The sequence below is a fragment of the Bradyrhizobium sp. B097 genome (assembly GCF_038957035.1).
Taxonomy (GTDB): domain Bacteria; phylum Pseudomonadota; class Alphaproteobacteria; order Rhizobiales; family Xanthobacteraceae; genus Bradyrhizobium.
Map to the genome: position 1 here is coordinate 7,563,822 of NZ_CP152412.1, position 23,809 is coordinate 7,587,630.

A 23,809-nucleotide genomic window follows, 5' to 3' on the forward strand; every position below is an offset into this window, starting at 1 on the left:
CGTTGCGCGCAAGATCGGTGCCGCCGACGATCGTCGGAAATTCAGGGAGCATTCAAGAAATGGACGTCCTCGAATACTGGCACCCCAACATGAGTTGGACGGGCTTCAGACGGGGAGCGGTCTCAGAGCGGATGTGGGGGTATTGTTGTCAGCTCGTTCAACTCTGCCACGCCCGCGGCCATTGGCAGAAGGTTACGCAAGACATACGCCTGACACCGCCACGTCCGTCGGTTTACGGACCCGAAAGCAAGTATCAGCGTAACAAGCGCCGTATCGAGTGGAAGGTGCGGAGGGACACATGCACCGAGCCGCTTACCTGGCCGCCGAGAGGATAGCGGGCATGTCGCATCTTCTGACCAATGACGACGAGGGCAAGCCCGACTGGAATATGTATTGGGCGCTGCGCATAGCGGTGCGGCATCAGCCGAACCATACGCAAGGACGGTGCAAGGTGGCAGCGTTCAACGCGTTTGAAGCCGATGCTGAGTTGCAGGGCGATCCTCTGGAGATCGCCCGGCGATGGTCGGCAGCGGCGGGCTACCACGACCTGTCGGTGTGATTCCGAAATTGATCACGACCAGCGATCCCGTTTCCGCCAAGGGGGGTACGGGTACTCTCTAGCGCTGGCCTTCTGGCTGCCCGCGGCAGGTGAGCCCCGTAGGGGATTGATGATCTGGATTCCCGGGAAATCATGCTCATTGTCGGTGGCAACGACGTACTCGTTAGCCTAGTCTAGTCACGTCCATATTTGCGCTCGTAAGCCATCGCTTTCTTTTCGCTGACGACGCACGCCCCCTTGCACAGGCCGCAGAAGTCACCTGCGAAGCCGCTCGTTCCCTTGCCGCCGCAACGCGGGCACTTGACTTCGTCTATGCCATCAGCGTCGTACGACTCGAACCTTGCGCTGCTGACGAGACAAGACCCTTTGCAATAGGCACAATAGTTTCCAACTAGCCCCGTAGTGCCTTTTCCCGTGCAGTGTGGACAGTCAACCTCATCGACATCGTCCGGGTCATAAGCTTCGCTTTTGCCTGGCTGACTGTGCACGAACCTTTGCAGTACGCGCAGAAGTCCCCAGCAAGCCCTGTCGTTCCCCGTCCGGTGCACCGGGGACAGGGCACTTCATCGATCTCATCGGGTTCGTAAGCTTGAGCCTTCGCGTGGGATACCACGCAGGACCCTCTGCAATAGGCGCAGAGATCGGATACGAGCCCTGTCGTGCCTCTACCATTGCAGTGGGGGCAGAGAACCTCGTCGATCTCGTCGGCATCGTATGCATCTCGCTTGGTCTCGATGACAACGCACGAGCCCTTACAATATCGGCAGAAATCACCGACGAGACCTGTAAGGCCACGACCACCGCAATGCGGGCAGTCTACCTCGTCGATTTCGATCAGGACTTCTTCGACCTCGGAAACCAGACGCTTCGCTTTCGCGCGTGAGGCCTTCTCGGTCTGCTTGGCTGGCGCCTCGGCTGCGATAGCTGCCAATTTCGGTGCGACCTTCACAAGCGCCTTGTCGGGCTCGGTCCCGGGCGCATCCTTTTTGGCTTGCGCTTGGGCAGCCTTCACTAGGCCTGGAACCTCCGCCAGAAGACCATTCAGCTCCGCCAAGTGGATCGTTTTGAGATTTTTGCTCTTTGCCGTGCCGATCTTTTCTTCAACCGATTTGACGAACTTGATCAGCGACAGTAGCGACTTGGTTGCAAGCGATTCGTATTTCAGCAACCGAAACCGGGCATTCCTCTTCAGCAGTTTCGCTGCTTTGATCTCTTCCGCCGTGACATTCGAGTTTACCTTGAAACCGAGATCGTATTTGGTGTGGTGATTGGGACAGAGATAGATGAGGTTGCTTGGTGCATTGTTCAGCGTCGTGGCTACGGCTTCGATATGAGCGACCTCGCCATTGTCCATGTGACCGCACACGGCGCATCCGTGATAGGACTCTTCCTTCACGTCATCTTTGAAGATTTTCGGAATGTTGGGACGGGTGCCTTCTTTCGGCAGCGGCCATGGCTTCGTCAGATATTCGGCGTAAGACGACAGTTCCCCTTCGTTGAAGATCGGGCCTTCGTTCGATTTGACAAACTTAAGCTTGCGGCTCTCGCCTGGCTTAGGACAATTCTTAGTAAGATATTCGACGGTTTCGACCCGCATGCCCAGATGCATGGCCGCGTCGATCAGCGACAAATACGCCATCGGCTAATTCCCGCCTCACGGATTCTCGCTACGAGTTAGATCGACTTGTCGAAATTCGATCATTCGCTCTCCTGGAACGAGGCTCGGTACAACTCCTCGATCTTCTCCACTTCCTCTGCGGTCAATTGCGAGAACTCATTCTCCCTTGCCCGCCTGGAAAGCGTGCCGCTGTTCTGCCGCAGGAAACCGAACAGGTTGTTGAGCGTCCGCTCGGGCATATCGAACATGTTCTCGATGCCAGCACGGAACGTGTCGAAGTTACGAAGGAAGTTAGTTTCGTTGGGCAGATCCTGCTCAATCGTCTGGCGCACGCATTCGTACAAAAACTCAGCATGCGGCGTCGCATCGAAGAAACGGTAGAAGTCGGCCGTATCATTGAGAACCCTTACGTTGCCCTTCTGGGTAGCTTCCCATTGGACGCAGGGAAGCAACCTGCTGGAATAGCTCTCCAAGACAGTCTTGTACTCCGTAATCCTATCGAGGATAGCCGACGACACCGGGAAATGCAGCCCAGCAGGATTAAACCCTCGGCGCGCGAGAACGTGATGCATCAGGTAGCGGTGGATACGCCCGTTGCCGTCTTCGAACGGATGGATATAGACGAACCCAAATGCCAGTACTGCCGCAGCGATGATGGGATCGAGATCGTTCTCGGCATTATGGTCGAAAGCAATCAAGCCCGCCATCAGCGACGCAATATCTTCATGCCGCGCGTCAATGTGATCGGGAATGGGCCGCTGCGTATCCCGGTCGTACTCACCGACGAAGCCGCCTTCCTGGCGGAAGCCCATCTTCACAAAGCGCTCGTCGCCGATGACGATGCTCTGTAAGCGCAAAAATTCCTGCTCATCGAGCGGCGCGCGACCCGCCTCCCCGATAGCGCGGCCCCACCGCTGAATACGATCCTGTGGCGGCCTTTCTCCCTCGATCACGTAGCTGGACTTCGAATCCTTCAGTAAAAGAAACGCAGCCGTCCGCGCGAGCAGGTCCTTAGGAACTGCGCTGACGACCGCGCGCGCGCGCTCCCTCCAGTCCTGCGCGATAAACTCGCTCAGCGCAGCAGACTTGAACACCAGCGGGCAGAAGTCCGGCGTACCGGGAAGGTTGTTGCGGACACGATGCCGGGTCGAATTCTCGCCGGCCCCTGCGAACTGGAGTTCGGTATCGACCGCATCCACATATGAGACCTTGTCTGCGGGCGGCAGCTTTAGCTCACGGCCAAGCAGCCACTCGTACAGAAACCAGATACGACGGGCGTAGAGACCGGTAGGCTTCTGCCGTACAAGCTCCGCGATCTCGGCTTCCTTTACCGCGAGAAAAAGTCGCTTCAGAACGGCAAGGTCCACGCCCTCGTTCTTGAGAGCAAAAGTCAGGTGCCCCTCAAGAGAGGCCTCCGGCGCGTGCCGCGGCGTATAGATGCGCCAGCCACCCTGCTCCATAATTCGGTGCTTGGTGCCAATCGCCGAAAGGGTCCGGGGGACAGGAACGGGCAACTTGTAAGCGTCGATCAGGGCAGCGTAACCCACCGGGACGGCAGCTTCCGGCAGCCTCCGGTCATGAAAAACGCTCACCGATCCTGAAAATACCACGCTCACCCAAACTCCTCTGAAAAACACTCTCTGCGGTTCCCGAAATTCCTTCTCCAAAGACGCCATTGTCCGAATTTCAGTTCTATATCATGAAAAACCTTCTCTCAATTAGAAACACCTGAAAAACATTGCAAAGTCGCGACATTTCCGCCCGATCACGCGTCCCAAAATCCAAACGGCTTCCATTGTACCCGGCACGAAACGGGAACACCCCCTTGACGCGGCTGTTCCGTATCGACTATCTATTGTTACTTAATAGGTAACACAATTGCCCAAGTATATGATTACTAAACAGGTACCATATGGAAATGCGAGCCAAAGGCAAGCTCAAGGCGGCGCTCGAAAGTGAAGCGGTATGTCAGAAGCAATACGGCCGCGACATGATGAAGAAAATCATGCTGCGACTGAGTGAGCTGCGGGCCGCCGTGTCGCTGGCGGACTTATGGCCACCTATGTCTGGGCCTGAACGTTGCCATGAATTGAAAGGAGAACTTGCGGGCACCTTTTCGATCGATCTGAAACAGCCCTATCGACTGCTATTCGTGCCAATCGAAGAGAATGCCCCGAAGGACCGCTCTGATGAGCAAAAGCGGTGGGCATCGATAACGAAGATCGAAATCGTAGCAATTGAGGATACCCATGGATAGCGATCAGCAAGCTACTCTGCTCCAGCCGACGGCTGTCCCGCATCCTGGCGAGGTCGTGGCGGACTATCTTGAATTTCACGGGTGGGCGCAGCGCGATCTGGCGCGGCGTACAGGCCTCACGCCAAAGACCATCAGCGAGATTTGTAATGGAAAGGCGCCGGTTACGGCGACGACGGCACTTGCCTTGGAGAAGGTACTGCAGCGCCCCGCCCATTTTTGGCTGAACCTTCAGCGTCAATTCGACGAAGCTGAGGCGAGACACTTCGAGCTCGCGCAGTCCGCTCAATGGTCGGACTGGGCTCGCAAATTCCCTTTGAAGGATATGCGGAAGCTCCGCTTTTTGAAGCCGGGGCAGTCTGAAGTAGATGCCTTGCTCCACTTCCTCGGCGTCTCATCGCCTGAAAGCTGGAATGCTGTGTGGAGCGCTTCTCGTGTGGCGTACCGACAAACCCGAAAATTCGCGACCAGCGTCGAAGCAGTTTCCGCGTGGGTCCGCGAAACGGAGCTTGTGGCGGCAGAACTTCAGACGGCGGATTTCAATGAGCACTCACTCCGCGCGTCGATCGAAGAATTGAGGCGCCTGACCAGAACACGGGCCAATGAGATCATGGAACCAATCCAGAAGATTTGCGCGGCGGCAGGGGTTGCTGTGGTGTGGGTTCCAGAACTGCCTCACTGTGCGATAAGCGGCTGTGCGCGATGGCTGTCCGACAGGAAAGCCCTCATTGCTCTGACGCTTCGGTACAAAACTGACGATCAGATGTGGTTTACGTTTTTTCACGAAGTAGGCCACGTGCTCCTTCATAGAAGGAAGCGATCGTTCGTCCTGGATAACGCAGCCGATAATCTTTCGGATCAGGTCGTAGATCCTGAAATGCAACAGTATGAGAGCGAAGCCAATCAGTTTGCCGGCGATACGCTGATTCCACCTGCCGCTCTGGGCGAGTTCGTCCGGAAGAAAAGCTTTACGAACGAAGCCATTCACGACTTTGCGGAAGCGATCGGAATCGGTCCGGGCATCGTTGTCGGTCGATTGCAGCATGAGCGCCTATTGGCGCGTCATCAAGGAAACGCCCTCAAGCAAAAGCTCGATTGGCAGCTTGCTGAGGATGGCGACCAGACTTGGAGGCAATGATGATTGGAAAAATCTTTATAACCAGCAGCGGCTACGATCCGCAGCTTGGGAAACATGTAAAAGACCCTTACCTCGGACCAAAGGCGAGCCTCGGAGCTTGTCGCCCTGATATCAGGCGCCAAGTCAAAGAAGGGGACCATTTGTTCGTGATATCCGGCAAGCTTCCCAATGTGCGCCAATTCGTGATGGGCGGCTTCGAAGTTGCGCAGAAAATCGACGCCCTACAAGCGTACGAGCGGTTTCCTGATCAACGCCTTCGAATGCGTGACGACGGTCAACTGATTGGAAACGTTGTCGTCGATGCGAGCGGCGCACAGCACGAACTCGACACTCATGATCCGGCGACGTTTGGCAAGCGGACCCCCAATTATATCGTGGGCAGCGATTGCATTTCCTTGGTTGATTCAGCGGAGATCGCGCTCGGTCGCGAGCAAACGCTCGATATGCTTCGGGAAATCTTCAAGAAGAACGGCGGATCACCGTTTGAGATCGTCGGCCATTACGGCTCAAAGCTGACTGAAGACCAAGTCATTAAGCTGCGTGAATGGTTGCTTTCACTGAAGAAAGTGACCGAAGCGGCCTAGGATTTTCAAATGAAGGCGCGGCCATGAGACAGCTTGATATGTTTGCCCCGCCAAAAAAAGCGGCGTTAAAGCAGGCGGGTGGTTGCGATATTACGCCTGTCGGAAAACGGCGTGACGGTGGCACGCGATACTGGTGCCTTACACACAAAGCCGATGCCACCGCCAAGTACGGTCGGCCCGCGATGGCATGCCGTGCGGCGCATCTTCCACCGATTTTGCCTCATGAGATTCTCGATCTTGATCTCGACCAATATCCCGGCGGAGTGGGCCTATGGGGCGCTGTTCCACCCGTGTATGATACGACCCGCCTTCCCTTGGATTTTGGAATCCATGTTCACGCGCGGAGGGATTCCGACGGGGACAAAGACATAGACGCTACCTATCGGGCGGTCAGGGTGATTGGCCATCAGCTTCCGACGGAAGGCTTGCTGATTTCTGAGATCGACGCCGTGTACTACATGGTCAGCAGCGAATTCGGATTCGATATGCGTGACGTCCGGTGCACCTATTGTGGATATCCGCATCTCGACAAAGACTGGTTCAGCGTCCACCCGCACCGCCGTCATCTGTGCGCAGGTTGCGGCAAGAATTTTGGCGATTCCGTTGTTGGGATCGGAAATCCTGTTCGCGCAACACAAGAAACCTTGGGGCTGGTCCCGCGAAAGCCTGTTCAAGCTGCACGGGTCCTCAAGCTCCAGCAGAGCGATTATCCCGGTGGCATACAAGTCTGGGGTTCGAACGCCGCGATCATTTGGTCCTCTGAGAAGGCGGAGGAAGAAGGTATTCACGTGCATGCATACAAGGCAGACGGTGAAATAGCCAACCCTGACGACACATTCTCCGCCGTGGAAATAGATGGCGTGAGATTGGACCCCGCCATGGTCCGTACACTGATGGCGCAAAACTCGTTGCCGCATCTCGAAGCGCGTGTCGTTCCCCTGAAATGCAGCCGTTGTCACGAAATGGAATTTAGCCGTGGCGAGCAAGCCTTTACTCCGGTCGTCGGTCGCATTTGCTCGAAATGCCGGGGCGAACTCAGTGGGCCAACTCGACTGCGACGCACAATCGGAAATCCGTTGATAGCTACGCTGGAGCAATTGTCGGCAAGTGCACCGCGCCCGCCGCAGAAGCATGCCACGGGCCTGCTGCCAGAAACGCTATGAGTCCGTACCGCACTCGATTGCCGGTCAAAGGCCGGGCGAGACCGGGGTATCAAGGGCGGCCGGGGCGGAGGAGGATCACCCGGCCTGCACAAGTGGATGTCGGTATAGGTCTTGTCGAAAAGTGGTCCGCGCGGAAGGTCGGAGAGACCGGCCCGGCCGGTCCCGACGCTGCCAGGAGCTCACCCTTGTCCGCGCGAGCGGCGGAGCCCTTCCATGTCCTTTTGCAAGTAAAAAGATGTGCGAGAACGCTCGCCGTGCCGAAGGCAGGGCGACAGAGAACTCTTTTTCCTGTTGGGTCGGGGCGAAGCGCCGATGGCGACGGTCGATCAATCTTCCATTCGCGGGTTGGATAACGCATGAGCGCTTTTCGTCGCGGCCTACCTCTGACTTAGGACGGGCATCGGATTGAACCGGCCCACTGGGCTCTCGAGGATTGCCTGACCGTGCGCTCGGCCCCCGGCCGAACAGGTCGGCGGATTTACATCATAGGCACGGCGACCTCACAGCCAATGGCCCAAACAAAGCCGCTGAGCTCGTGGGCGATGGCGGTGACGACCACGGTGGGCTTTTTGCCTGCGGCGGAGAGCCTGCGATAGCGGCCACGGAGACGAACCTGCGCCTTCCATGCGATGTCCCATACCGGCTCTGGCTGGCGTTCCACAACGTCGGTCTTACCCCACGAGACGCGCGGCTAATAGTGATAGCTCCAGGCTGGCTCTACAAGCATGCGGCGACGCGCCAGGCACCGCCAGGAGTGGCGCCATCGAATCGTCCCCAACTCGAACGACCATCTCGGCGAGCCAGGACGTCCGACGATCCGGTCGTGCTCGACGATCTGCCGGAGCTCGTTCCCACCACCACGGCGGACTGGACACGATCCAGATCTACCTGGGCGACCTGATCGATCTATTCATCGCGGACGCCGCCGCCTCCACCGAAGCCAAGTCTGTTTCGGTCCCCAAGGCCCGGAAGCCGACCATCGCCGAGCTTGAAAAAGTTATCCGGTCGGTTCTCCAAACCGGGCGAACCGTGATCTTCGCGGTCAAGCGGGAGTTAGCACCGGATGATTCAGACAGAACGCCTCCGACATCTCCGGTCGAGATACCCTCGCTATGCTTCGATGACGAGTGCAGGCCGGGCGACGATTCCTTCGACTTTGCGGATGCCGTCGAGACTTGATCACGCCGGCCGGCTAAACCCGGTGCGACAACTCACCATAAGATGTCTGCAAGCCGCGGCCGCGGAAGGAGGAGCGGGGTGAAACCATACCTCGATCAGAGCAAGCCTTTCGGAGGCTAAGTGACCGTGGTTGGCTCGGCAACGAGCCGGCCCCGGCATGGTCCGCAACTCGCGCAGCGAGCCGAGCGCGAGCTTGATCCTTACGTTAATCTCGCTGAGATGTACAACGCTGCGGAAGTGAGCTGGCGCGCGGCGACTTCCACGTCCTAACCGAACGCGCGCGCCCGATGCGAACGAGTTCATAGCACTGACCTGTACTATAGATGGAAAGCGTACTGTAGTTTCTACTTTAAGACCACAAGCGGCAAGCTTTCGGGTGTCGAGTTCGAGAGCGAAGCGGGCGCCACGGCCGATGAAGATGGGCACTATCGCTCCACCGTGGCGCTATGGCAACTGTGCTCGACGATCACCTCACTTTTGCCGTCCCAAGAGTGCCCAATTAGCATTTTCTCTTTCTTTCGATGTCAGACCCCGGATGACCCGAGCGCGGTTCTCCGAAAGCCGCGCCAGCCTCGCCGCCAGGCTGGGATCGCGCGCCGTCATCGGCATGTTGAGCCGAGCCAACCCGGTCCCCGCCGACATACCCTTTCGGCCGTCGGCGATGTGCGTGATCGCGCCATCGCGAAAGCACGCCAGCACGACCAACGCGTTGCGGCCGTAAGAAAAGCTCGGCACGGGTTCGGCGACGTACCGCGTGGCGTCGTACCGGTTTTCTTCGGCGTAATTCAGAATAATGTCACGCCGGCCCTCGGGAACGTGGAGGACGTAAGCGGTTGCGGCAGGCATGAGAGAGATCCTTCAGCCGGAAATTCGACCGGTGGCGCAAACCGCAAAGGTAGGTTCCATGGGGACACGGTTGTAAGGGGAGCCCGCCACAATTGGGTGGGCTGCAGCCCGAGAACCGCATTTGGCTCTCCGTTTAATGAGCAAGAATAAGAACACTTGCCGCCCTAATGAGACGCTGGCTACCCAACGGGACAACGTTTCAAGTGCGTTTCCTAGACAGGCCGGAAAGGCGAAAGTCGTCGAATTCCTTGCAATCAGAGCTGACGCCGGGCTCTTTATTGAAGTTTTTATAAACAACCTTTAATAAGGATATATACTGAACCTCAGTACCCAAGGTTTCCCGTGAACCGCGACCATCTCAGCCATGCCATCCGGGAGCGACTGAAACGGCTCCCGCTGCCGTTCGACGCCCATTACGGGGTCGTTCCACTGCCACCGCCCGAGGAGGGGATTGCGGTGGGGCCGGTCCTCGCACGGCTGAAGGCGGCGGACACGGCCCTTGTCAGGATTGAGACACTCGCGGCGGACCTCAAGGACCCCTATCTCATCAGCCGCATATTGCCCCGGCGCGAGGCTGTAAGCAGTTCGTCAATCGAAGGGACGAACAGCACACTCGACGAACTGCTGTCAGTTGAGGAAAGCGAAGATTCCCCGCAGGGCGAAGCCGCCGCGCAAGTGCGCGACTACGCGCTCGCGCTCGATGATTTTCTACCCCGCGCGCGCAAGGAAAAGCTGAAATTGTTCACGACCGCTCTGATTCAGGATTTGCATCGTGCCGTTATACGTGGCGATGCTGATTATAAGGACAAGCCCGGCGATTTCCGAGAGCGGGTGGTTTGGATCGGCGGCAGAGGCGACATCGCGTATTCGACCTATAATCCAACGCCTCCCGCCGATATCGCGGCCTGCCTCGAAGACACCACGAAATACATGCGCTGCGAGGGGATGCAGGCGATGTACCAGAGCTTCGTCGTGCGCATGTCAGTGGCGCATGCGCATTTCGAGGCGGTCCATCCATTCCGCGACGGCAACGGCCGGGTTGGGCGCCTGCTGTTACCGCTGATGATGGCGGCAGAGGGAATGATGCCGATTTATCTCTCGCCCTACATCGAGGCCCACAAGACGGCTTATTACGACTCCCTCAAGGCGGCGCAGCAACGGCTGGAGTGGCACGAGGCGGTGGGGTTCATGGCAGATGCAGTGGTCGGCACGACCGATGAGCTACTCAAGATGCGCGAGGCCTTGGCCACACTTGGCGCTATGTGGCGCGAGCGTCGAAAATTCCGGCAGCGCTCTGCCAGCCTTCGCGCGCTCGATGTATTACCCCATTATCCAGTTCTAACCGTGAAGCGCCTGGCTAAGCTTCTCGACATCACTGTGCAGGCAGCTTCCCAAGCGGTGGAGCAGCTTGTCGAGTGCAAGATTCTCGTGGAGCGGACCGGCTATGCCCGCAACCGCGTATTCACTGCGCCTGATGCGCTGTCGATTATCAACCGCCCATTCGGTGAAGATCCGATTCTTCCCAGCCCACCTTCATGACGATTATCAGTCCATGATGATCTGATGGTTCGTTCATGCCGGAGAGTGTAGCACAAACGTTCGCATGGTATTGTCCACATACCATTGCTGAGCCAGTGCGATCATGAGCGATTTCTCGAATTTCCGCGCGATCTATAACGAGTTGACTGACGCTGTAACAAGCGCAAAATATCAATTCTTCAAAGACCATTTGGAAAACTTCCTCCGCAACATCGACGACACGCCAAGAGCGCACCGCGTCGTTTCCGACCTGGAGAAGCGTGTCGATTTTCCGACATGGTACGCGGAGTGCAAGGAGACGATTGGGTCCATGGTCGGGAGCGGCACGCTCACATGGCCGAAGGACAAGACCGACAGACTGGCCATGCACATCGCGCTGCTCCGGGCGCTCAGCAATGGCGAGCTGGATATCTATGATTTCTGTGCCGCCTTCCTCTACACGGCTAACGATTACGATACTAATGTCTATGACATATCCCGGCAACTCTTCCTGCCGACGACGCGCGAGTTGATACGCTACATTGAACAGCGTTTCGATGCTGCCGACATTCCGGCATCCGACCGCACCGTCACTATCAATCACAACAGCAAGGAGTATACCGATGCCGACGAGGCGATGGCGGAACTTGAGAAAGCCATCCGCGAAGCCAACGACTTTGACGATCCGGCAGAGAAGGAGCAGCGCGGGGCGGAAATCTCCGCCGCGCGGCGCCTCATAAGATCGAACCGGGTTCGCGTCGATCTGGTCGTGGATCTGATCAAACCAACTGTCGTGCAGTATGCGACAAAAGTGAAGGACGGCATCGTCGCCAACGCAGCCAACGCGACCGTGACCGCATTGGGCGTGTTGCTCGGGTACGCGTTCAAGGCGTTACTCGGCCTGTAACGTTATAGGGAGCATCCGCGTCGACACGGCCCATGTTCAAGGAATGCAGGACCATAACCATATCCAGCGGAAAGGGGCTGAAGTCGCCGTCATCAAGCGAAAAGTGAATGCCGGCCGTTCATCGAGAGCTGGTAGTCGCAGAAGAACAAAGCAAAGAAACGCGGTCATTGGAACGAGGATGCTGGCGCCTATCCATGCAAGAAAGCAAATGCCGGCCACATTCAGAAGCGCGAGTTTCCAATTGAAGTTCATAGTTGGATGGGTCGCAGACTGCATATTGTGCGTTGACGAGGCTGCGCTGCGCTTTTCTGCCAGAGATAGAGCGCTCCCCTGCGAAGGTGGACGTTACTCGTTCGAATCGTATGGGCGCGCCCCTCTCTCTCGAAGAAGTTGGCAATCTTGGCGTCAGTAGCGCCTAAGCGGCAAAGCTTCGCGGCTTGGTCTACATACTCAGGGAGATAAACGGACAAGCGTCCGGGGTTGCGGGCGGCGGTTTGGCCACGCCACTATTACGCGCACGGCTTTAGTGCTATTGGCAAGCATTGCAACCTGCGAGCCATTTCTCCAATGCCGCCGCCCTATCCAGTCCCGCTTTTCACAGGGCAGCGCATCATCGATGATGTCGCTGGTCATGGAATACAGCCCCAAAGCCTTCTCGGACCTGGGCGAGGAAGCCTTGCGCTTCCACTTCCTGGTGCAGCTCAACGGGCAGTACGAGGGAGAAGCAACCGGGTCAGACCTTCAATGGCGAGGGAAAGTCGGACATCATCATCCGGCAAGGCGGGGCCAACGTCTTCATCGCCGAATGTAAAATCTGGCAGGGTGTGACCGCCTTCACCGCCGCCATCGACCAGCTCCAGCAATACGTGACCTGGAGAGACACGAAGACGGTGTTCGTCATCTTCAACCGCAACAAGGGCTTTAGCGACGTGGTCCAGAAGGCACGGGAGGCGGTTCGAGCCCACCCGCAATACAAGTCCGGCCCGCTGGTCCAGGGCCTGCCCGGTTCCGGTACGTCTTCCGCAACGCGAACGATCCCAACCGGGAGTACGCGCTGACCTTGATGCTCTTCAATGTCCCCAAACCGGACGATGCCAATGGCTAGGGCGAAAGAGCCGCCCCTCTGGGCACCGATGTTCAGCCTACCGAACGTCCACGTCAAATTCCCGATCGACGTGGACGGTTTCGCTCTGGTTGCCCCAGACGAGTTCCGCATCAAAGCCATCAAGAAGCAGCAGCCCCGGCTGTGCAGCTTCCTGAAGAAATTCAAGACCGAGTTCGGCGATCCCGTCCAGCCAAGCACCATCATCTGGCGCAAGGACAAGCCGGACACCTATCGCACCATCAGCGCTATCTCCGGATTTCGCGACCTCATATCGATGTCGGTCATTCCCTTGAGCTGGGCCAAGGTTCACCAGTTCGGCCATGTCCGGGGGCCAATGTATTTGGACACATTCGCCGTTTACCCATGGATGGTGGGCAACAAAGGAGAAGGTCTAGTGACCCAGACGCCTTCCCTGCTTGGCTACCATGAGGTCCGACGCCTCCGCGGTCAGACCATGCCGGCGTTGGCGACGCACCAACTCGACCGGCGCGACGTCGATATCTTGCTGATGGCCGGACTCCTGAAACGCTGGGAGCGGTGTTTCGCGAATGACAGCCCGTCCATCGAGGATGAGCGGCTGTTCCGTTCCCTCAACATGGCGAACGCGGCAGCAATGCTTCCTGCGGCCGCTGACGCGAAGCTGTATGACATCGTGAGATCCGTGGCGCTATGGGCCAGCGCGTTTGAAATCCTCTACCCAGCGAAGAAAGAAGCCTACAAGCGCATCTATGCCGCACTCAATGGCATCTCTTGGAACAACTCGGCTTGCTCCACGAAAAGGTATAAGGCCTACGGCGACAAGAGCGGCGCATTGTATGCACGCGTGCGCAGGCGCAGCCACACATCAAGAAGGACGGCAAGCTCTGTCTGGGCGGAAAGCCGGTGCCCGGCGACGGCATCGCCACCGTCAAAAGAGCGCTGTCAGAAGCTTTCCGTCTCCTTGGCGAAAACGAGACCAAACAGCACGACGACGACTTCCGCGAGGATTTCGGCCTCTATTGGCTGAATTGGTCGAGCACGACCGAGCTGATCGCCGAGATCCTGCCCGGACTCGAGGGCATGACGCGATGTAGGCTCGTTCGCGCGGTACAGACGAAGACCGAGGTAACAACGCAGGCGCAAGGAGATCTGTACGTTCGATCGCTGGGTCAACTGTGACGCCGACAGTGCGATGATCTTCTCGTCGTCGCCGCCGTCATCATCCATCTTCAACAAGCCAATCCGCCGCACTTCAAATGCGATCTCCACTTGGCCTGGTCGCAACCGTGGCTCGCCATTAATTTTGACGGTGGAATGAACTCAGCCGGCTCCAGGACGAGCAGTCTTAGGCCGACCGGCTCCCGCGCCTCCTGGACGACAACCTTCTCCTTTCTTGGCGCCGATGCGTTTCGTCAGCTTGCTGCCCCAGCGTTTGAGCGCAGAACCTCGTTACAACGGTCACAAGGACGTTCGCGGCGGTCATCATTCGCCGAACACTTTGTCCGCCTTTCGCCATCACCAGGAGTTCGATCGAGCTTTTCAAGTTTCTCGGTCAGACAGGACTGGGTAAGGAGCAGCCGTGCGAAAGTATCGTGCAAATCCGGCGCTTCAACGAGAACGGCGTTAACTTGACGAGCCAGGTTGGTCGAAAGCTGGCGCCGAGCAGTACGCCGAAGCTTTGTTGGCCACGACGGACCGATCCTAAGCGCGGATCCAGAACGCCGCGATCTTTCCGCCCTCGGCGCCGCAAAGACGTCCGCTTGGTGCTTGGCTCAAGACCGCATGCACGACCATGATCGCACGGCCGTTGCCATCCAAGAATGGGTGTCCATAGGCGAGATCGCCCATCACCTCGCCCGGCTTCTTCACCATCACAGCCGGATCGTTGCCGAGCTGTAGGCCGTATTCTACGGCACGCTGGGCTTGCCCGGGATGGGCAAACAGTACGTCACCCTTGGTGACTGCGGTGTTGGGTGCCGTGGCGGCGCGATCCTCGCCCGCCCATGGGCAAACGTCCTCGAACAGCTGTTTGTGGGTACCAAGGACATCCTGGTACGAAATCTTACTGCGCTTCGTGAGGTCAGCGACCGCATCATCATGTTTGTCAAGGAAGGCGCGATGCTCGAGCTCTTTGACCGCCGTGGGATCATGGCCGACCGGTCGACGATGTCTCTATCCATCGACGTCCTTGGCTCAGGCGCGCGAGATCTTCAAGCGCGACTATGCCGACGTGATCCAGAAGGGCCGGAGCATCAAGATCGCAACAGACACCCGCCCCGGCACGGTCGCCGACATGTTCGAGGGCTATGTCGCGTCGCTCGAGCCCGCCGGCAAGCCGTCCTGGAAGGAGACAGAGAAAGGCCTCAACAAGATCGCCGACACGCTCGGGCGCCACCGCCTCGCGCGTGAGATCGAGTCTGACGAGATCGTCGAGCTTATCCGACCGATTTACGAGCGTGGCGCCCGTTCAATGGCCGACCACGTGCGATGTTACATCCACGCGGCCTATAGTTGGGGGATGAAATCCGACAACGATTATCGGAACACATCCCTGCGCCGTTTCCGTATCCCATACAATCCGGCCTCGGAAATTCCGTGCGCGCAATGCTTACCAAGAAGCGCCTGAAGGCGGCGGCATGACCAAGCGCCCGTCCAAACCCACGGCTCCGCGAAAAGGCGCGAGACCCGCGACCGAGATCGACGCACAAAGCTATCGCCGAACGCCGGCGTCAGACCGGTCACGGTGATGATGATGACCGACGTGATCTTGGCGACCGGACCTTGCACCGACTCCAGGATCTGATTGAGCGGCGTCTCCCAGGGCATCGAGGAGCCGGAGGCGTAGGCCGCAGGGGCTAAAGCGATGGAGATGAAGGCAATCGCCGCGAGTTCGGTGAAGCGGCGGCGAAGGTAGTGAATCGCGGGAGGGCACTGGATTATGATGGGTCCTTGGGTAGCGAGGATTGGCCGCCCGCCCCGGCGGACTGGACGCGCTAATCGCCGGTGGTGGGATCCGAGGCCGGCGACGAGAGCGAGTTCGGCGAGGTGGCGTTCGCTGCCGCGGCCGCGCAGCACCGCGACAAGATCGATGGTCTCGGCGATCAGCGCCTTGGGAACGGTGAGGACGGCTTCCTAGATGAGCTGCTCGAGGCGACGAAGCGCGCCCAGCGCCGTGCCGGCGTGAATCGTTCCTATCCCACCGGGCTGGCCTGTGCCCCAGACTTTGACGAGCTCCAAGGTTTCGCTGCCCGCACCTCGCCGACCGGAATCCGGTCGGGGCGTAGGCGCAGGGAAGACCGAACCAAGTCAGACAGGGACGCGACGCCGTCCTTGGCGCGCGGCGCGACCAGATTCGGCGCGCGGCACTGCAGTTCACGCGTATCCTCGATCAGGACCACGCGATCGGTAGTGCCGGCGATCTCGGCCAGCAGCTATGTCAGCGTGGTCTTGCCGGTCGAGGTGCCGCCGGCGACAAGGATGTTCTTGCGGGCGGCGAGGGCTTCGCGGAGCACGACCGCCTGGCCGACCGTCATGATGCGGGCCGCCGCATAGTCGTCCAGTCAAGCGGCAGGCGTCGACCGTTGCTTGTCTTGATCGAGCAGAGCGAAGATGTGGTCGGCCGCGACCGGTCGACCGATGAGGTATCCCTGCACTTCATCACACTTGGTTTGACGCAAATAGTCGAGCTGCTCGGTGGTTTCGACGCCTTCGGCGACCACACCGATCCGCAGGTCCTGCGTTAGTGTGATGATTGATTTTACGATCGCCGCGCTATCCGGTCGGCTCAACATGTCCCGTATGAAGGACTGATCGATCTTGATGCGTGTGTAAGGCAGTTTCAGCAAATAAGTCAGCGACGAATATCCCGTTCCGAAATCGTCGAGTGCCACCGTCACCCCCAATTGCAGGAGTGAGTTCAGGATCGTTGACGCCGGCGCGTACTTCGAGATCAGCATAGACTCAGTTATTTCGATTTCGAGACGATGAGGAGCAACTCTGGCTTGGGAGAGGGCCTGCACGATTGTCTGTAGGATACTGGTGTTATGGAATTGAGCTGCCGAGAAATTCACGGCGACCCTGAGGTCCGACGGCCAGTTTGAGAGCGTCGCGCAGGCGCGTCGGACCACCCACTCGCCGATTCCGTGAATCAGTCCGGTTTCTTCGGCGATTGGGATGAACTCGGTCGGAGAAATTACTCCACGGACGGGATGCCGCCAGCGCAGCAAGGCCTCGAAGCCAGTGACGCGGTTCTCGCGAATATCAAAGAACGGTTGGTAGAGGAGGAACAGTTCATCTCTGTCGATCGCGAGCTCCAGATCCCGCTGCAGCGCCCTGCGCTCGTGCGCCGATTTGCCATCGCTGATCTCAAAGAAGCAGATCGTTCCGGGCCCCGCTTGCTTGGCACGATAGAGCGCAATGTCGGCATTCCTCAGGAGCTCATGAGGCACGTCGCCATCACGCGGGGCCACTGCGATTCCGACGCTGATCGTCCCCGCGATCTCGCATTTTTCGATCGCGAATGGTTCGGCGAAGGCGCCGACGAACCGCTCGGCGACTTCCAAGGCGTCCTCGACCTTGGTCAGACTGGCCATAACAAGCGCAAATTCGTCGCCACCGATGCGCGCAACAGTATCAATCTGCCGCACGCATCGCTGCAGTCTCGCCGCGGCCTGCACTAGAAATTCATCACCCGCGGGGTGGCCAAATTTGTCGTTCACTTCCTTGAAGCGATCAAGGTCGAGAAGAAGAACCGCGAACTCCTCGCCCGTGCGGGCGAGGCGGTTGAGAGCGCCTTCGAGGCTCTCATTGAAGGCAAAACGGTTCGGCAGTTGCGTCAGGGGATCCCGTCGGCCCCTCCTTTCGGCTTCCAGTTGAGCAATCGTGCGTCTGGTAAATTCGAAAGAATGGGCGAAAACTCCGCGCAGGAGCACGAAGCCATAGGCCGCTACCAGGAGAGCAACGAGCAGATAGACGAAATCGTCGTTTCTGCCGAGGCAAATCGCCGTACCCACAAAGATCGGAGCCGTGAACGCAACTGCCGCCACCGGAACAGCGGCGAAGGCGAACGCGCCACCCGCAAGCATCCCTGAGCAGAGACATGTTATGACGAGCTGCCCGCCATTGGAGGCGTTCGCGAAGAAGGCCACTGGTACAATTGCCCAGGCGGTTCCGAGGGCCAGCGCATTGCGTACCAACCGGTGCATGGCCTGGCGTGACACGAACTGGGGCTTGGTCATCAGTCGTGATGAACGCGCTCTCAAGCCGATCGATAGCGCGCCGCAGACGACGGTCACAGCCCAGATCAGCGCAAAGTTTCTGTCGGGCGAATGCCAAAGCGCAATTGCGAGCACGGTCGCATTGCAGACGTTGGCCAGCATGATGCCCAGCGAATAGCTCAGCACGAGGGAGAGCTGCTCGGCACGAATGTATCCTGCGACCGCTTCATCCGTGGACGGCCCGCCGAATGCCGCCAGATCCCCGGCCAGCAGCTTCGAGAGATAGGAGTTCAGATATGCTTTCATTCTGAGACCCTGCAGGACTGGCTATGGCGTTGGCGCCGACTCTGGAAAGTCGCGGCAAATCTTTGACAAAAGATAAACTTTCGATTGTATCAGCCGCCTGGCGACACCTCACGGCGCGACGAATTCTCGTTGAGGGCTTGGACCGGTTAAAAGTTGAAGACCAACTCTGTTCGTTTCGTACAAACCTATTGCTTGATAGATCGCAAATTTGCGCTAACCGCAGGGTGACAGCCTGAGCACCAAGCGGAATGAAGCGGCGGGGTGTGAGGCCGGTCGGGCTCGACAAAGGTTTAGGTGGGGCACTTGCTCCAGCGACTTTCTCTTTGCGTGACCCTTGCGGTCCGCTGTCCTGCCGCGCGGCACCCGGCGAATAAAAAGGCGGTCTTTTGGTAGCGGTGACGACGATTTTCATGGTGTCATAATCGCACTGCAGCTCTCAGTTGCTGTCCATCCCGATGATTGAGACGGCTGTCTCACGTCGACTCGCTCTCCTGAATATCCTCCAGGATCTCCTGCCGCAGCTTCGGCCCTTGACTGAGCCGGCGCCCGATCGCAGCGACGAAATTGTCGTAGCGCGCGGCCGCCTGTGTCCTCGCCGCTTTTGCAGCCTGTTCAGGGAGCGGCGGTGTCGCAGCGAGCCAGAACCGAACGAATAACGCCAAGGTCTCGATCGAGATCCCCATGTCGCGTTCGAGCCGCACGATGCGGCGATCGACTTGATCAAGTCGCTTCGCAATGGCGGCCTTCCGGGAGACGGTTGGATGCCTTGCGCGTTCGCGCCGCTGGCCTATGACCGACATCCAGGCCGGGAGCATGTGGCTACAAACCGGGGCGGCTCAAAGTAGCACAGCACGCGTTCGAACCCGTCCGCGCTGGAGACGGAATGGTACACTCGATCGCGGAATCGCAATTGCGATTGCACGATGGCGATTGCGCGCGCTAAACTTGAGTCGGATGGCGTTCATTGGGCGAACATGAGCGCTGGGGGAACACCTATGAAACAGCTTAGCGTCGAGCTGCAGCACTGCTACGGCATAAGGGCACTCAAAGAGCAGTTCGACTTCAATTCAGGCAGCGCTTGCGCGATCTACGCACCGAACGGCGCCATGAAATCATCCTTGGCGAAGACGTTTCAGGACATCGCGGACGGCAAGGCTTCAGGAGATCGAGTGTTCCCTGAACGTCCAACCGCCCGGAAGGTCGTCGACGAAACGGGGGTGGAGATCGCCCCGGAATGCGTATTGGTCGTCCGCCCCTATGACGAGGTGTTCGGTCACACCGAGAGGACATCCACCCTTCTCGTCAATGCGGCGCTTCGTGAGGAGTACGAGAAGCTCCACCTAGACATTGATGCCGCCAAGGACCGCCTGCTTGCGGCTCTGAAGGTTCAGTCCGGCACCAAAAAAGATATCGAAAGGGAGATATCACTCGCTTTTACGCGCGAAGAGCAGCAATTTTACCGAGCCTTGATCCGGATCAGAGACGAGCTAGCCTCTCAAAAAGGGCATCCGTTCGCGGACATCAATTACGACATCATCTTCGACGAGAAAGTGCTGACGCTCCTCAACACCAAGGACGTCAAGACAGCGATCGAGTCGTACATCAAGAAATACAACGAGCTGCTTGCCGCCTCGACCTATTTCAAAAAAGGTATCTTCAATTATTACAATGCCTCGACCATCGCGAAGAGCCTTGCGGACAATGGATTCTTCAAGGCCAAGCATTCGATACGCCTGAACGCCGATAAGGCGATAGACATCGCGGACGAAAAGGAGCTTGAGAAGCTCATCAAGGCGGAGAAGGACCAGATTTCAAGCGACAAGGATCTGCGTAAGAAATTTTCCGACCTGGAGAAGCTCATTCAGCGCAACGCCACGGTGCGGGAATTTGATGAATACGTCTCCAACAACGAACACCTGCTGCCGGAACTGTCCAATATCGACAAATTCCGGGAAGAGGTTTGGAAGTCCTATTTGAAGGCCAACTGGGACACCTACGTCGATGTGGTCGACAAGTTTCAGGCGGCGGAAAAGCGACGGGCCGAGATCGAGGCCCAAGCCGCGACCGAGCGTACACAGTGGGAAGAGGTCATCGACGTCTTCAACAGCCGGTTCTTCGTACCGTTTAAGCTGGAGGCCAAGAACCGCCTTTCGGTGATGTTGGGGCAAGAACCCATGCTCTCTTTGGGATTCCGCTTCGAGGACGGCAAGGATTCAGCGGAGGTGCAAAAGGAGTCGCTGGTGGAGGTCCTGAGCACCGGCGAAAAGAAGGCCCTCTATGTTCTCAACGTCATCTTCGAGATTGAGGCCCGCCGCAAATCCGGGCAGAAAACCCTCCTAGTGGTCGACGACATTGCCGACTCCTTCGATTACAAGAACAAATACGCGATCATCCAGTACCTGATGGAAATCGGCGAGGATTCGATCTTCACCCAACTCATTCTGACGCACAACTTCGACTTCTTCCGCACCATCAACAGCCGCCTGCTCGTCCCGTACTCTCAATGCTACATGGCGTCGAAGAGCGAGGCCGGTTTGCAGCTTGCGCGCGCCTCTGGGATTCAGAACGTTTTCGTCCGCGACTGGAAAAAGGCGTTTTTCAACGATCCCATGAAGAGGATCGCGTCAATTCCGTTCATGCGCAACCTCATTGAATACACCAAGGGCGAAGATGATCCCGATTACCTTCGCCTGACTTCCCTGCTTCACTGCAAAGCCGATACAGCCTCAATCACCGAAAGTGATCTCGACAAAATCTATACCGGCTTGTTTGGTGGCAAGGGCGCCTGGAAGAAGCCCGGCGACACGGTGGTCGCGTCGATCCAGTCCCAAGCGGCGCAATGCATCAAGGACGGCAGCACCTCCAAGCTTGAAAACAAGATCGTGCTCTCCTTAGCCGCGCGCTTCTCTGCGGAGAGCTTTATGGTCAAGAAAATCAATGACCAAAAGAAGGTCGACGCCATCAAGGCGCTCCAGACCACGAAGCTCCTTTCCCTTTATCAAGCCTGCAAGGATTGCGATGACGGCGCTGTGCGGGTCATTCAACGGGTTGTGTTGATGACGCCGGAAAACATCCATTTGAATTCGTTCATGTACGAACCCATCCTGGACATGTCCGACGACCATCTTCGCGCTCTTTATCAGGATGTGAGCAAGCTGAGCTAACCGACACTGGTTTGCCTTGGGAGCCGTTGACATTCCATCTATAGGTATATTACTATAAGAACGTGAATGATCTACTGCGCGCGATCAAACCCACCGTATTCGTGGGTTCGAGCAAAAAGGACCTGCGGGCATTTCCCGCAGCCGTCCGAAGCGAGATCGGCCAGTCCCTTTTCGAAGCGCAGCTCGGCGAATACCCGCGCAACGCGAAGCCCCTGAAAGGCTTCAGCGGGGTTTTGGAGATTCGCGACAATTTCGACGGTGATACCTACCGCACCGTCTACACAACGCGTTTAGAGGGCGTCCTGTACGTCCTGCACGCTTTTCAGAAAAAATCGACCAGCGGAATCGCAACTCCGCGGAGGCATATTGACCTGATCCGGCAGCGCCTGCGCGACGCCGAGGCAATCCACAAAGCAACAAAGGGAGACCGATGATGAGCACGAAGAAGAAGCTGCCCGCCCACAGCCGGGGCTCCGGCAACATTTTCGCCGACCTCGGCCTGCCGAATGCCGAAGAGCACCAGCTCAAGGCTGCCCTGATCGTTCAGTTGAAGCGGCTGATGGCCGAGCGGGAAATCACCCAGACCGAGGCCGCGAAGCTGGTTGAGATGAAACAGCCCGACCTCTCCAAGCTCCTGCGAGGGCATTTCAAGCTGGTTTCGGTGGAAAAGCTGCTGCGGATGCTCACGGCGTTCGACCAGGACGTCGAAATAACGGTAAAGCCACATCGGAAGCGTGGCGAGGCCGGCCGGATCACGTTCATTCCGGCCTAGGCCTGCCGAAAGGAGGGTTCATGACATTCAACGCGACGGTGGCCAAAACCGCCCATGAGCCAATCCTTCACTGCCCGAACTGCAACCACGAGATCCCGCTGACCGAGTCGCTTGCGGCTCCCCTCCTGGCGGAGACACGCCAGCGTTTCCAGGAGCAACTGGCAAGCAAAGACGCGGAAATCGCGCGGAAGGCCGAGGCGCTCCAGCAAGAGCGCGAGAAACTCCAAAGGGATCGCGAGCAGATCGACGACGTGGTCACTAGCAGATTGGCGGCTGAGCGCGGCCAACTCGTTGCTGCGGAAGCGAAGAAGGCCCGCGAGGCGGCTGCGGCCGACGTTCAGGCCCGGACGAATGAGGTAGCCGAGCTCCGTCAGCAGCTCGAAGCGAACAACGCCAAGCTGGCAGAAGCGCAGCAGGCGCAGGTCGAACTCATCCGCAAGCAACGCGCGCTGGATGATGAGAAGCGCGAGCTTGACTTGACCATTGAGAAGCGCGTTCAGGCGCAGATTGACCCGATCCAGATCAAGGCCAGGCAGGAGGCCGACGAGGCTGCACGCCTGCGCGTAGCCGAAAAGGACCAGACGATTGAATCAATGACGCGCACCATCGAGGAGCTGAAACGCAAAGCTGAACAAGGATCGCAGCAGTCCCAGGGCGAAGTGCTGGAGCTTGAGCTAGAGGAATTACTTCGCGGCCGGTTTCCGACCGACACAATCGAGCCGGTTGGAAAAGGCGAGCTTGGCGCCGACGTGATCCAGCAGGTCAACGGATCGATTGGGCAGCCTGCCGGCATTATTCTATGGGAGACCAAACGTACCAAGGCGTGGAGCGACGGTTGGCTTGCGAAGTTGCGGGACGACCAGCGCCGCACTGGCGCCGACGTCGCCTTGATCATCTCCCACGCTCTGCCCAAGCATATCGAGCAGTTCGACTTGGTCGACGGCGTTTGGGTGGCCCATCCCCGCTGCGCATTGCCCGTGGCGGTCGCGCTCCGCCAGGCGCTGATCGACGTGAGTACCTCGCGCCTCGTCCAGCAAGGTCAACAAACTAAAATGGAGCAGGTTTACCACTACCTGACGGGAACGAAATTCCGGCAGCGTGTCGACGCCGTTGTCGAGAAGTTCAACGATATGCGCGAAGATCTCGACAAGGAACGCAAATTCATGGGCCGGCAGTGGGCCAAGCGGGAAACTCAAATCCTAGCGGTCATAGATTCCACTGTTGGAATGGTTGGAGACCTTCAGGCCATCGCGGGCAAGGCCATGCCGGAGATCCCGAGTTTGGACATGCCGTTGCTGGAGAACGAGGTCGCCCCCGAGCGAAAGTTAGGATGACGAAGGACCGCGCGCACGCCTGGCGGCCAGGGCCTTGGTATCGTCACTCAAGGCGTCGTTGAACTTTTCTCTATTACAGACCCCTCGGGGTAAGCTTTCTAAAGAGGTCCGGTCGAGTATAGGCTCCCCGGGCCTCTTTTCATTTAACCCACTGAAAATACGAGCCA

Annotated in this window: 19 protein-coding genes and 4 pseudogenes; 14 read left to right on the forward strand and 9 right to left on the reverse strand. The window is 58.1% G+C overall.

Annotated elements, in window-relative coordinates:
• The first annotated feature begins 340 nt into the window (after positions 1 to 340).
• Complete coding sequence (locus AAFG07_RS34675) at positions 341 to 559, forward strand: hypothetical protein (RefSeq protein WP_342724183.1); 219 nt, start codon at positions 341 to 343, stop codon at positions 557 to 559.
• A gap of 391 nt (positions 560 to 950) precedes the next feature.
• Here the strand turns inward: AAFG07_RS34675 and AAFG07_RS34680 are convergent, their stop codons facing one another.
• Together AAFG07_RS34680 and AAFG07_RS34685 are read right to left on the reverse strand one after the other, a co-directional pair.
• Positions 951 to 2,198: an HNH endonuclease gene (locus AAFG07_RS34680; RefSeq protein WP_342724184.1), complete on the reverse strand. Its 1,248-nt coding sequence runs from the start codon at positions 2,196 to 2,198 to the stop codon at positions 951 to 953.
• Positions 2,199 to 2,257: 59 nt separating this feature from the next.
• On the reverse strand, positions 2,258 to 3,793 hold the full coding sequence (locus AAFG07_RS34685) for a Fic family protein (RefSeq protein WP_342724185.1): 1,536 nt from the start codon (positions 3,791 to 3,793) through the stop codon (positions 2,258 to 2,260).
• Positions 3,794 to 4,089: 296 nt separating this feature from the next.
• Here AAFG07_RS34685 and AAFG07_RS34690 point away from each other — a divergent pair, with 296 nt between their 5' ends.
• The 4 genes from AAFG07_RS34690 to AAFG07_RS34705 are packed head-to-tail and all read left to right on the forward strand — an operon-like array spanning position 4,090 to position 7,316.
• Positions 4,090 to 4,434, forward strand: a complete 345-nt coding sequence (locus AAFG07_RS34690; RefSeq protein ID WP_342724186.1) for a hypothetical protein — start codon at positions 4,090 to 4,092, stop codon at positions 4,432 to 4,434.
• Positions 4,427 to 5,569, forward strand: a complete 1,143-nt coding sequence (locus AAFG07_RS34695) for a HigA family addiction module antitoxin (protein WP_342724187.1) — start codon at positions 4,427 to 4,429, stop codon at positions 5,567 to 5,569. The genes AAFG07_RS34690 and AAFG07_RS34695 overlap by 8 nt, the downstream gene beginning before the upstream one ends.
• On the forward strand, positions 5,569 to 6,153 hold the full coding sequence (locus AAFG07_RS34700; RefSeq protein WP_342724188.1) for a hypothetical protein: 585 nt from the start codon (positions 5,569 to 5,571) through the stop codon (positions 6,151 to 6,153). The genes AAFG07_RS34695 and AAFG07_RS34700 overlap by 1 nt, the downstream gene beginning before the upstream one ends.
• Before the next feature lie 23 nt (positions 6,154 to 6,176).
• A complete protein-coding gene (locus tag AAFG07_RS34705; protein WP_342724189.1) occupies positions 6,177 to 7,316 on the forward strand; it encodes a hypothetical protein in 1,140 nt (379 codons plus the stop codon).
• A gap of 1,650 nt (positions 7,317 to 8,966) precedes the next feature.
• On the opposite strand, the gene AAFG07_RS34710 is transcribed toward AAFG07_RS34705, so the two are convergent.
• Positions 8,967 to 9,341 carry a hypothetical protein gene (locus AAFG07_RS34710; protein WP_342724190.1) on the reverse strand — a complete coding sequence of 125 codons (375 nt, stop codon included), beginning with the start codon at positions 9,339 to 9,341 and terminating at the stop codon, positions 8,967 to 8,969.
• 342 nt (positions 9,342 to 9,683) lie between these two features.
• Between AAFG07_RS34710 and AAFG07_RS34715 the strand changes: the two genes are divergently transcribed.
• The 4 genes from AAFG07_RS34715 to AAFG07_RS34730 all read left to right on the forward strand — a co-directional run bounded on the left by AAFG07_RS34715 (position 9,684) and on the right by AAFG07_RS34730 (position 13,877).
• Complete coding sequence (locus AAFG07_RS34715; protein WP_342724191.1) at positions 9,684 to 10,880, forward strand: Fic/DOC family N-terminal domain-containing protein; 1,197 nt, start codon at positions 9,684 to 9,686, stop codon at positions 10,878 to 10,880.
• A gap of 103 nt (positions 10,881 to 10,983) precedes the next feature.
• Positions 10,984 to 11,766 carry a hypothetical protein gene (locus tag AAFG07_RS34720; RefSeq protein ID WP_342724192.1) on the forward strand — a complete coding sequence of 261 codons (783 nt, stop codon included), beginning with the start codon at positions 10,984 to 10,986 and terminating at the stop codon, positions 11,764 to 11,766.
• Between the two features lie 824 nt (positions 11,767 to 12,590).
• Complete coding sequence (locus tag AAFG07_RS34725) at positions 12,591 to 12,824, forward strand: hypothetical protein (protein ID WP_342724193.1); 234 nt, start codon at positions 12,591 to 12,593, stop codon at positions 12,822 to 12,824.
• 39 nt (positions 12,825 to 12,863) lie between these two features.
• Positions 12,864 to 13,877: a hypothetical protein gene (locus AAFG07_RS34730; RefSeq protein WP_342724194.1), complete on the forward strand. Its 1,014-nt coding sequence runs from the start codon at positions 12,864 to 12,866 to the stop codon at positions 13,875 to 13,877.
• Here the strand turns inward: AAFG07_RS34730 and AAFG07_RS34735 are convergent.
• Together AAFG07_RS34735 and AAFG07_RS34740 are read right to left on the reverse strand one after the other, a co-directional pair.
• Positions 13,793 to 14,119, reverse strand: a complete 327-nt coding sequence (locus tag AAFG07_RS34735) for an inorganic diphosphatase (RefSeq protein WP_342724195.1) — start codon at positions 14,117 to 14,119, stop codon at positions 13,793 to 13,795. The two genes, AAFG07_RS34730 and AAFG07_RS34735, sit on opposite strands and share 85 nt — an antisense overlap.
• 432 nt (positions 14,120 to 14,551) lie before the next feature.
• Positions 14,552 to 14,911, reverse strand: a complete 360-nt coding sequence (locus AAFG07_RS34740; RefSeq protein WP_342729332.1) for a Fic family protein — start codon at positions 14,909 to 14,911, stop codon at positions 14,552 to 14,554.
• Between the two features lie 112 nt (positions 14,912 to 15,023).
• On the opposite strand from AAFG07_RS34740, the pseudogene AAFG07_RS34745 reads away from it, so the two are divergent.
• A pseudogene (locus AAFG07_RS34745) lies at positions 15,024 to 15,446 on the forward strand (site-specific integrase); the annotation flags it as partial.
• Between the two features lie 116 nt (positions 15,447 to 15,562).
• Here AAFG07_RS34745 and AAFG07_RS34750 read toward each other — a convergent pair.
• From AAFG07_RS34750 to AAFG07_RS34765, 4 genes and pseudogenes are all read right to left on the reverse strand, one after another.
• Positions 15,563 to 15,790 (reverse strand): annotated as a pseudogene (locus tag AAFG07_RS34750) (TrbC/VirB2 family protein); the annotation flags it as partial.
• 72 nt (positions 15,791 to 15,862) lie between these two features.
• Positions 15,863 to 16,410 (reverse strand): annotated as a pseudogene (locus tag AAFG07_RS34755) (ATPase, T2SS/T4P/T4SS family); the annotation flags it as partial.
• Positions 16,411 to 18,372 (reverse strand): EAL domain-containing protein, encoded by a 1,962-nt coding sequence (locus AAFG07_RS34760; protein ID WP_342724196.1) that lies wholly within the window; start codon positions 18,370 to 18,372, stop codon positions 16,411 to 16,413.
• Between the two features lie 473 nt (positions 18,373 to 18,845).
• Positions 18,846 to 19,121 (reverse strand): annotated as a pseudogene (locus AAFG07_RS34765) (CopG family transcriptional regulator); the annotation flags it as partial.
• Between the two features lie 246 nt (positions 19,122 to 19,367).
• Between AAFG07_RS34765 and AAFG07_RS34770 the strand changes: the two are divergent.
• The 4 genes from AAFG07_RS34770 to AAFG07_RS34785 all read left to right on the forward strand — a co-directional run bounded on the left by AAFG07_RS34770 (position 19,368) and on the right by AAFG07_RS34785 (position 23,642).
• The gene (locus AAFG07_RS34770) at positions 19,368 to 21,536 is read left to right on the forward strand and encodes a phage infection protein (RefSeq protein ID WP_342724197.1); all 2,169 of its coding nucleotides are present in this window, start codon (positions 19,368 to 19,370) and stop codon (positions 21,534 to 21,536) included.
• A 62-nt stretch (positions 21,537 to 21,598) separates the two neighbouring features.
• On the forward strand, positions 21,599 to 21,970 hold the full coding sequence (locus AAFG07_RS34775) for a type II toxin-antitoxin system RelE/ParE family toxin (protein ID WP_342724198.1): 372 nt from the start codon (positions 21,599 to 21,601) through the stop codon (positions 21,968 to 21,970).
• The gene (locus AAFG07_RS34780) at positions 21,967 to 22,308 is read left to right on the forward strand and encodes a helix-turn-helix transcriptional regulator (protein WP_342724199.1); all 342 of its coding nucleotides are present in this window, start codon (positions 21,967 to 21,969) and stop codon (positions 22,306 to 22,308) included. Before AAFG07_RS34775 ends, AAFG07_RS34780 begins: the two co-directional genes overlap by 4 nt.
• Before the next feature lie 20 nt (positions 22,309 to 22,328).
• On the forward strand, positions 22,329 to 23,642 hold the full coding sequence (locus AAFG07_RS34785; protein ID WP_342724200.1) for a DUF2130 domain-containing protein: 1,314 nt from the start codon (positions 22,329 to 22,331) through the stop codon (positions 23,640 to 23,642).
• Positions 23,643 to 23,809 lie beyond the last annotated feature (167 nt).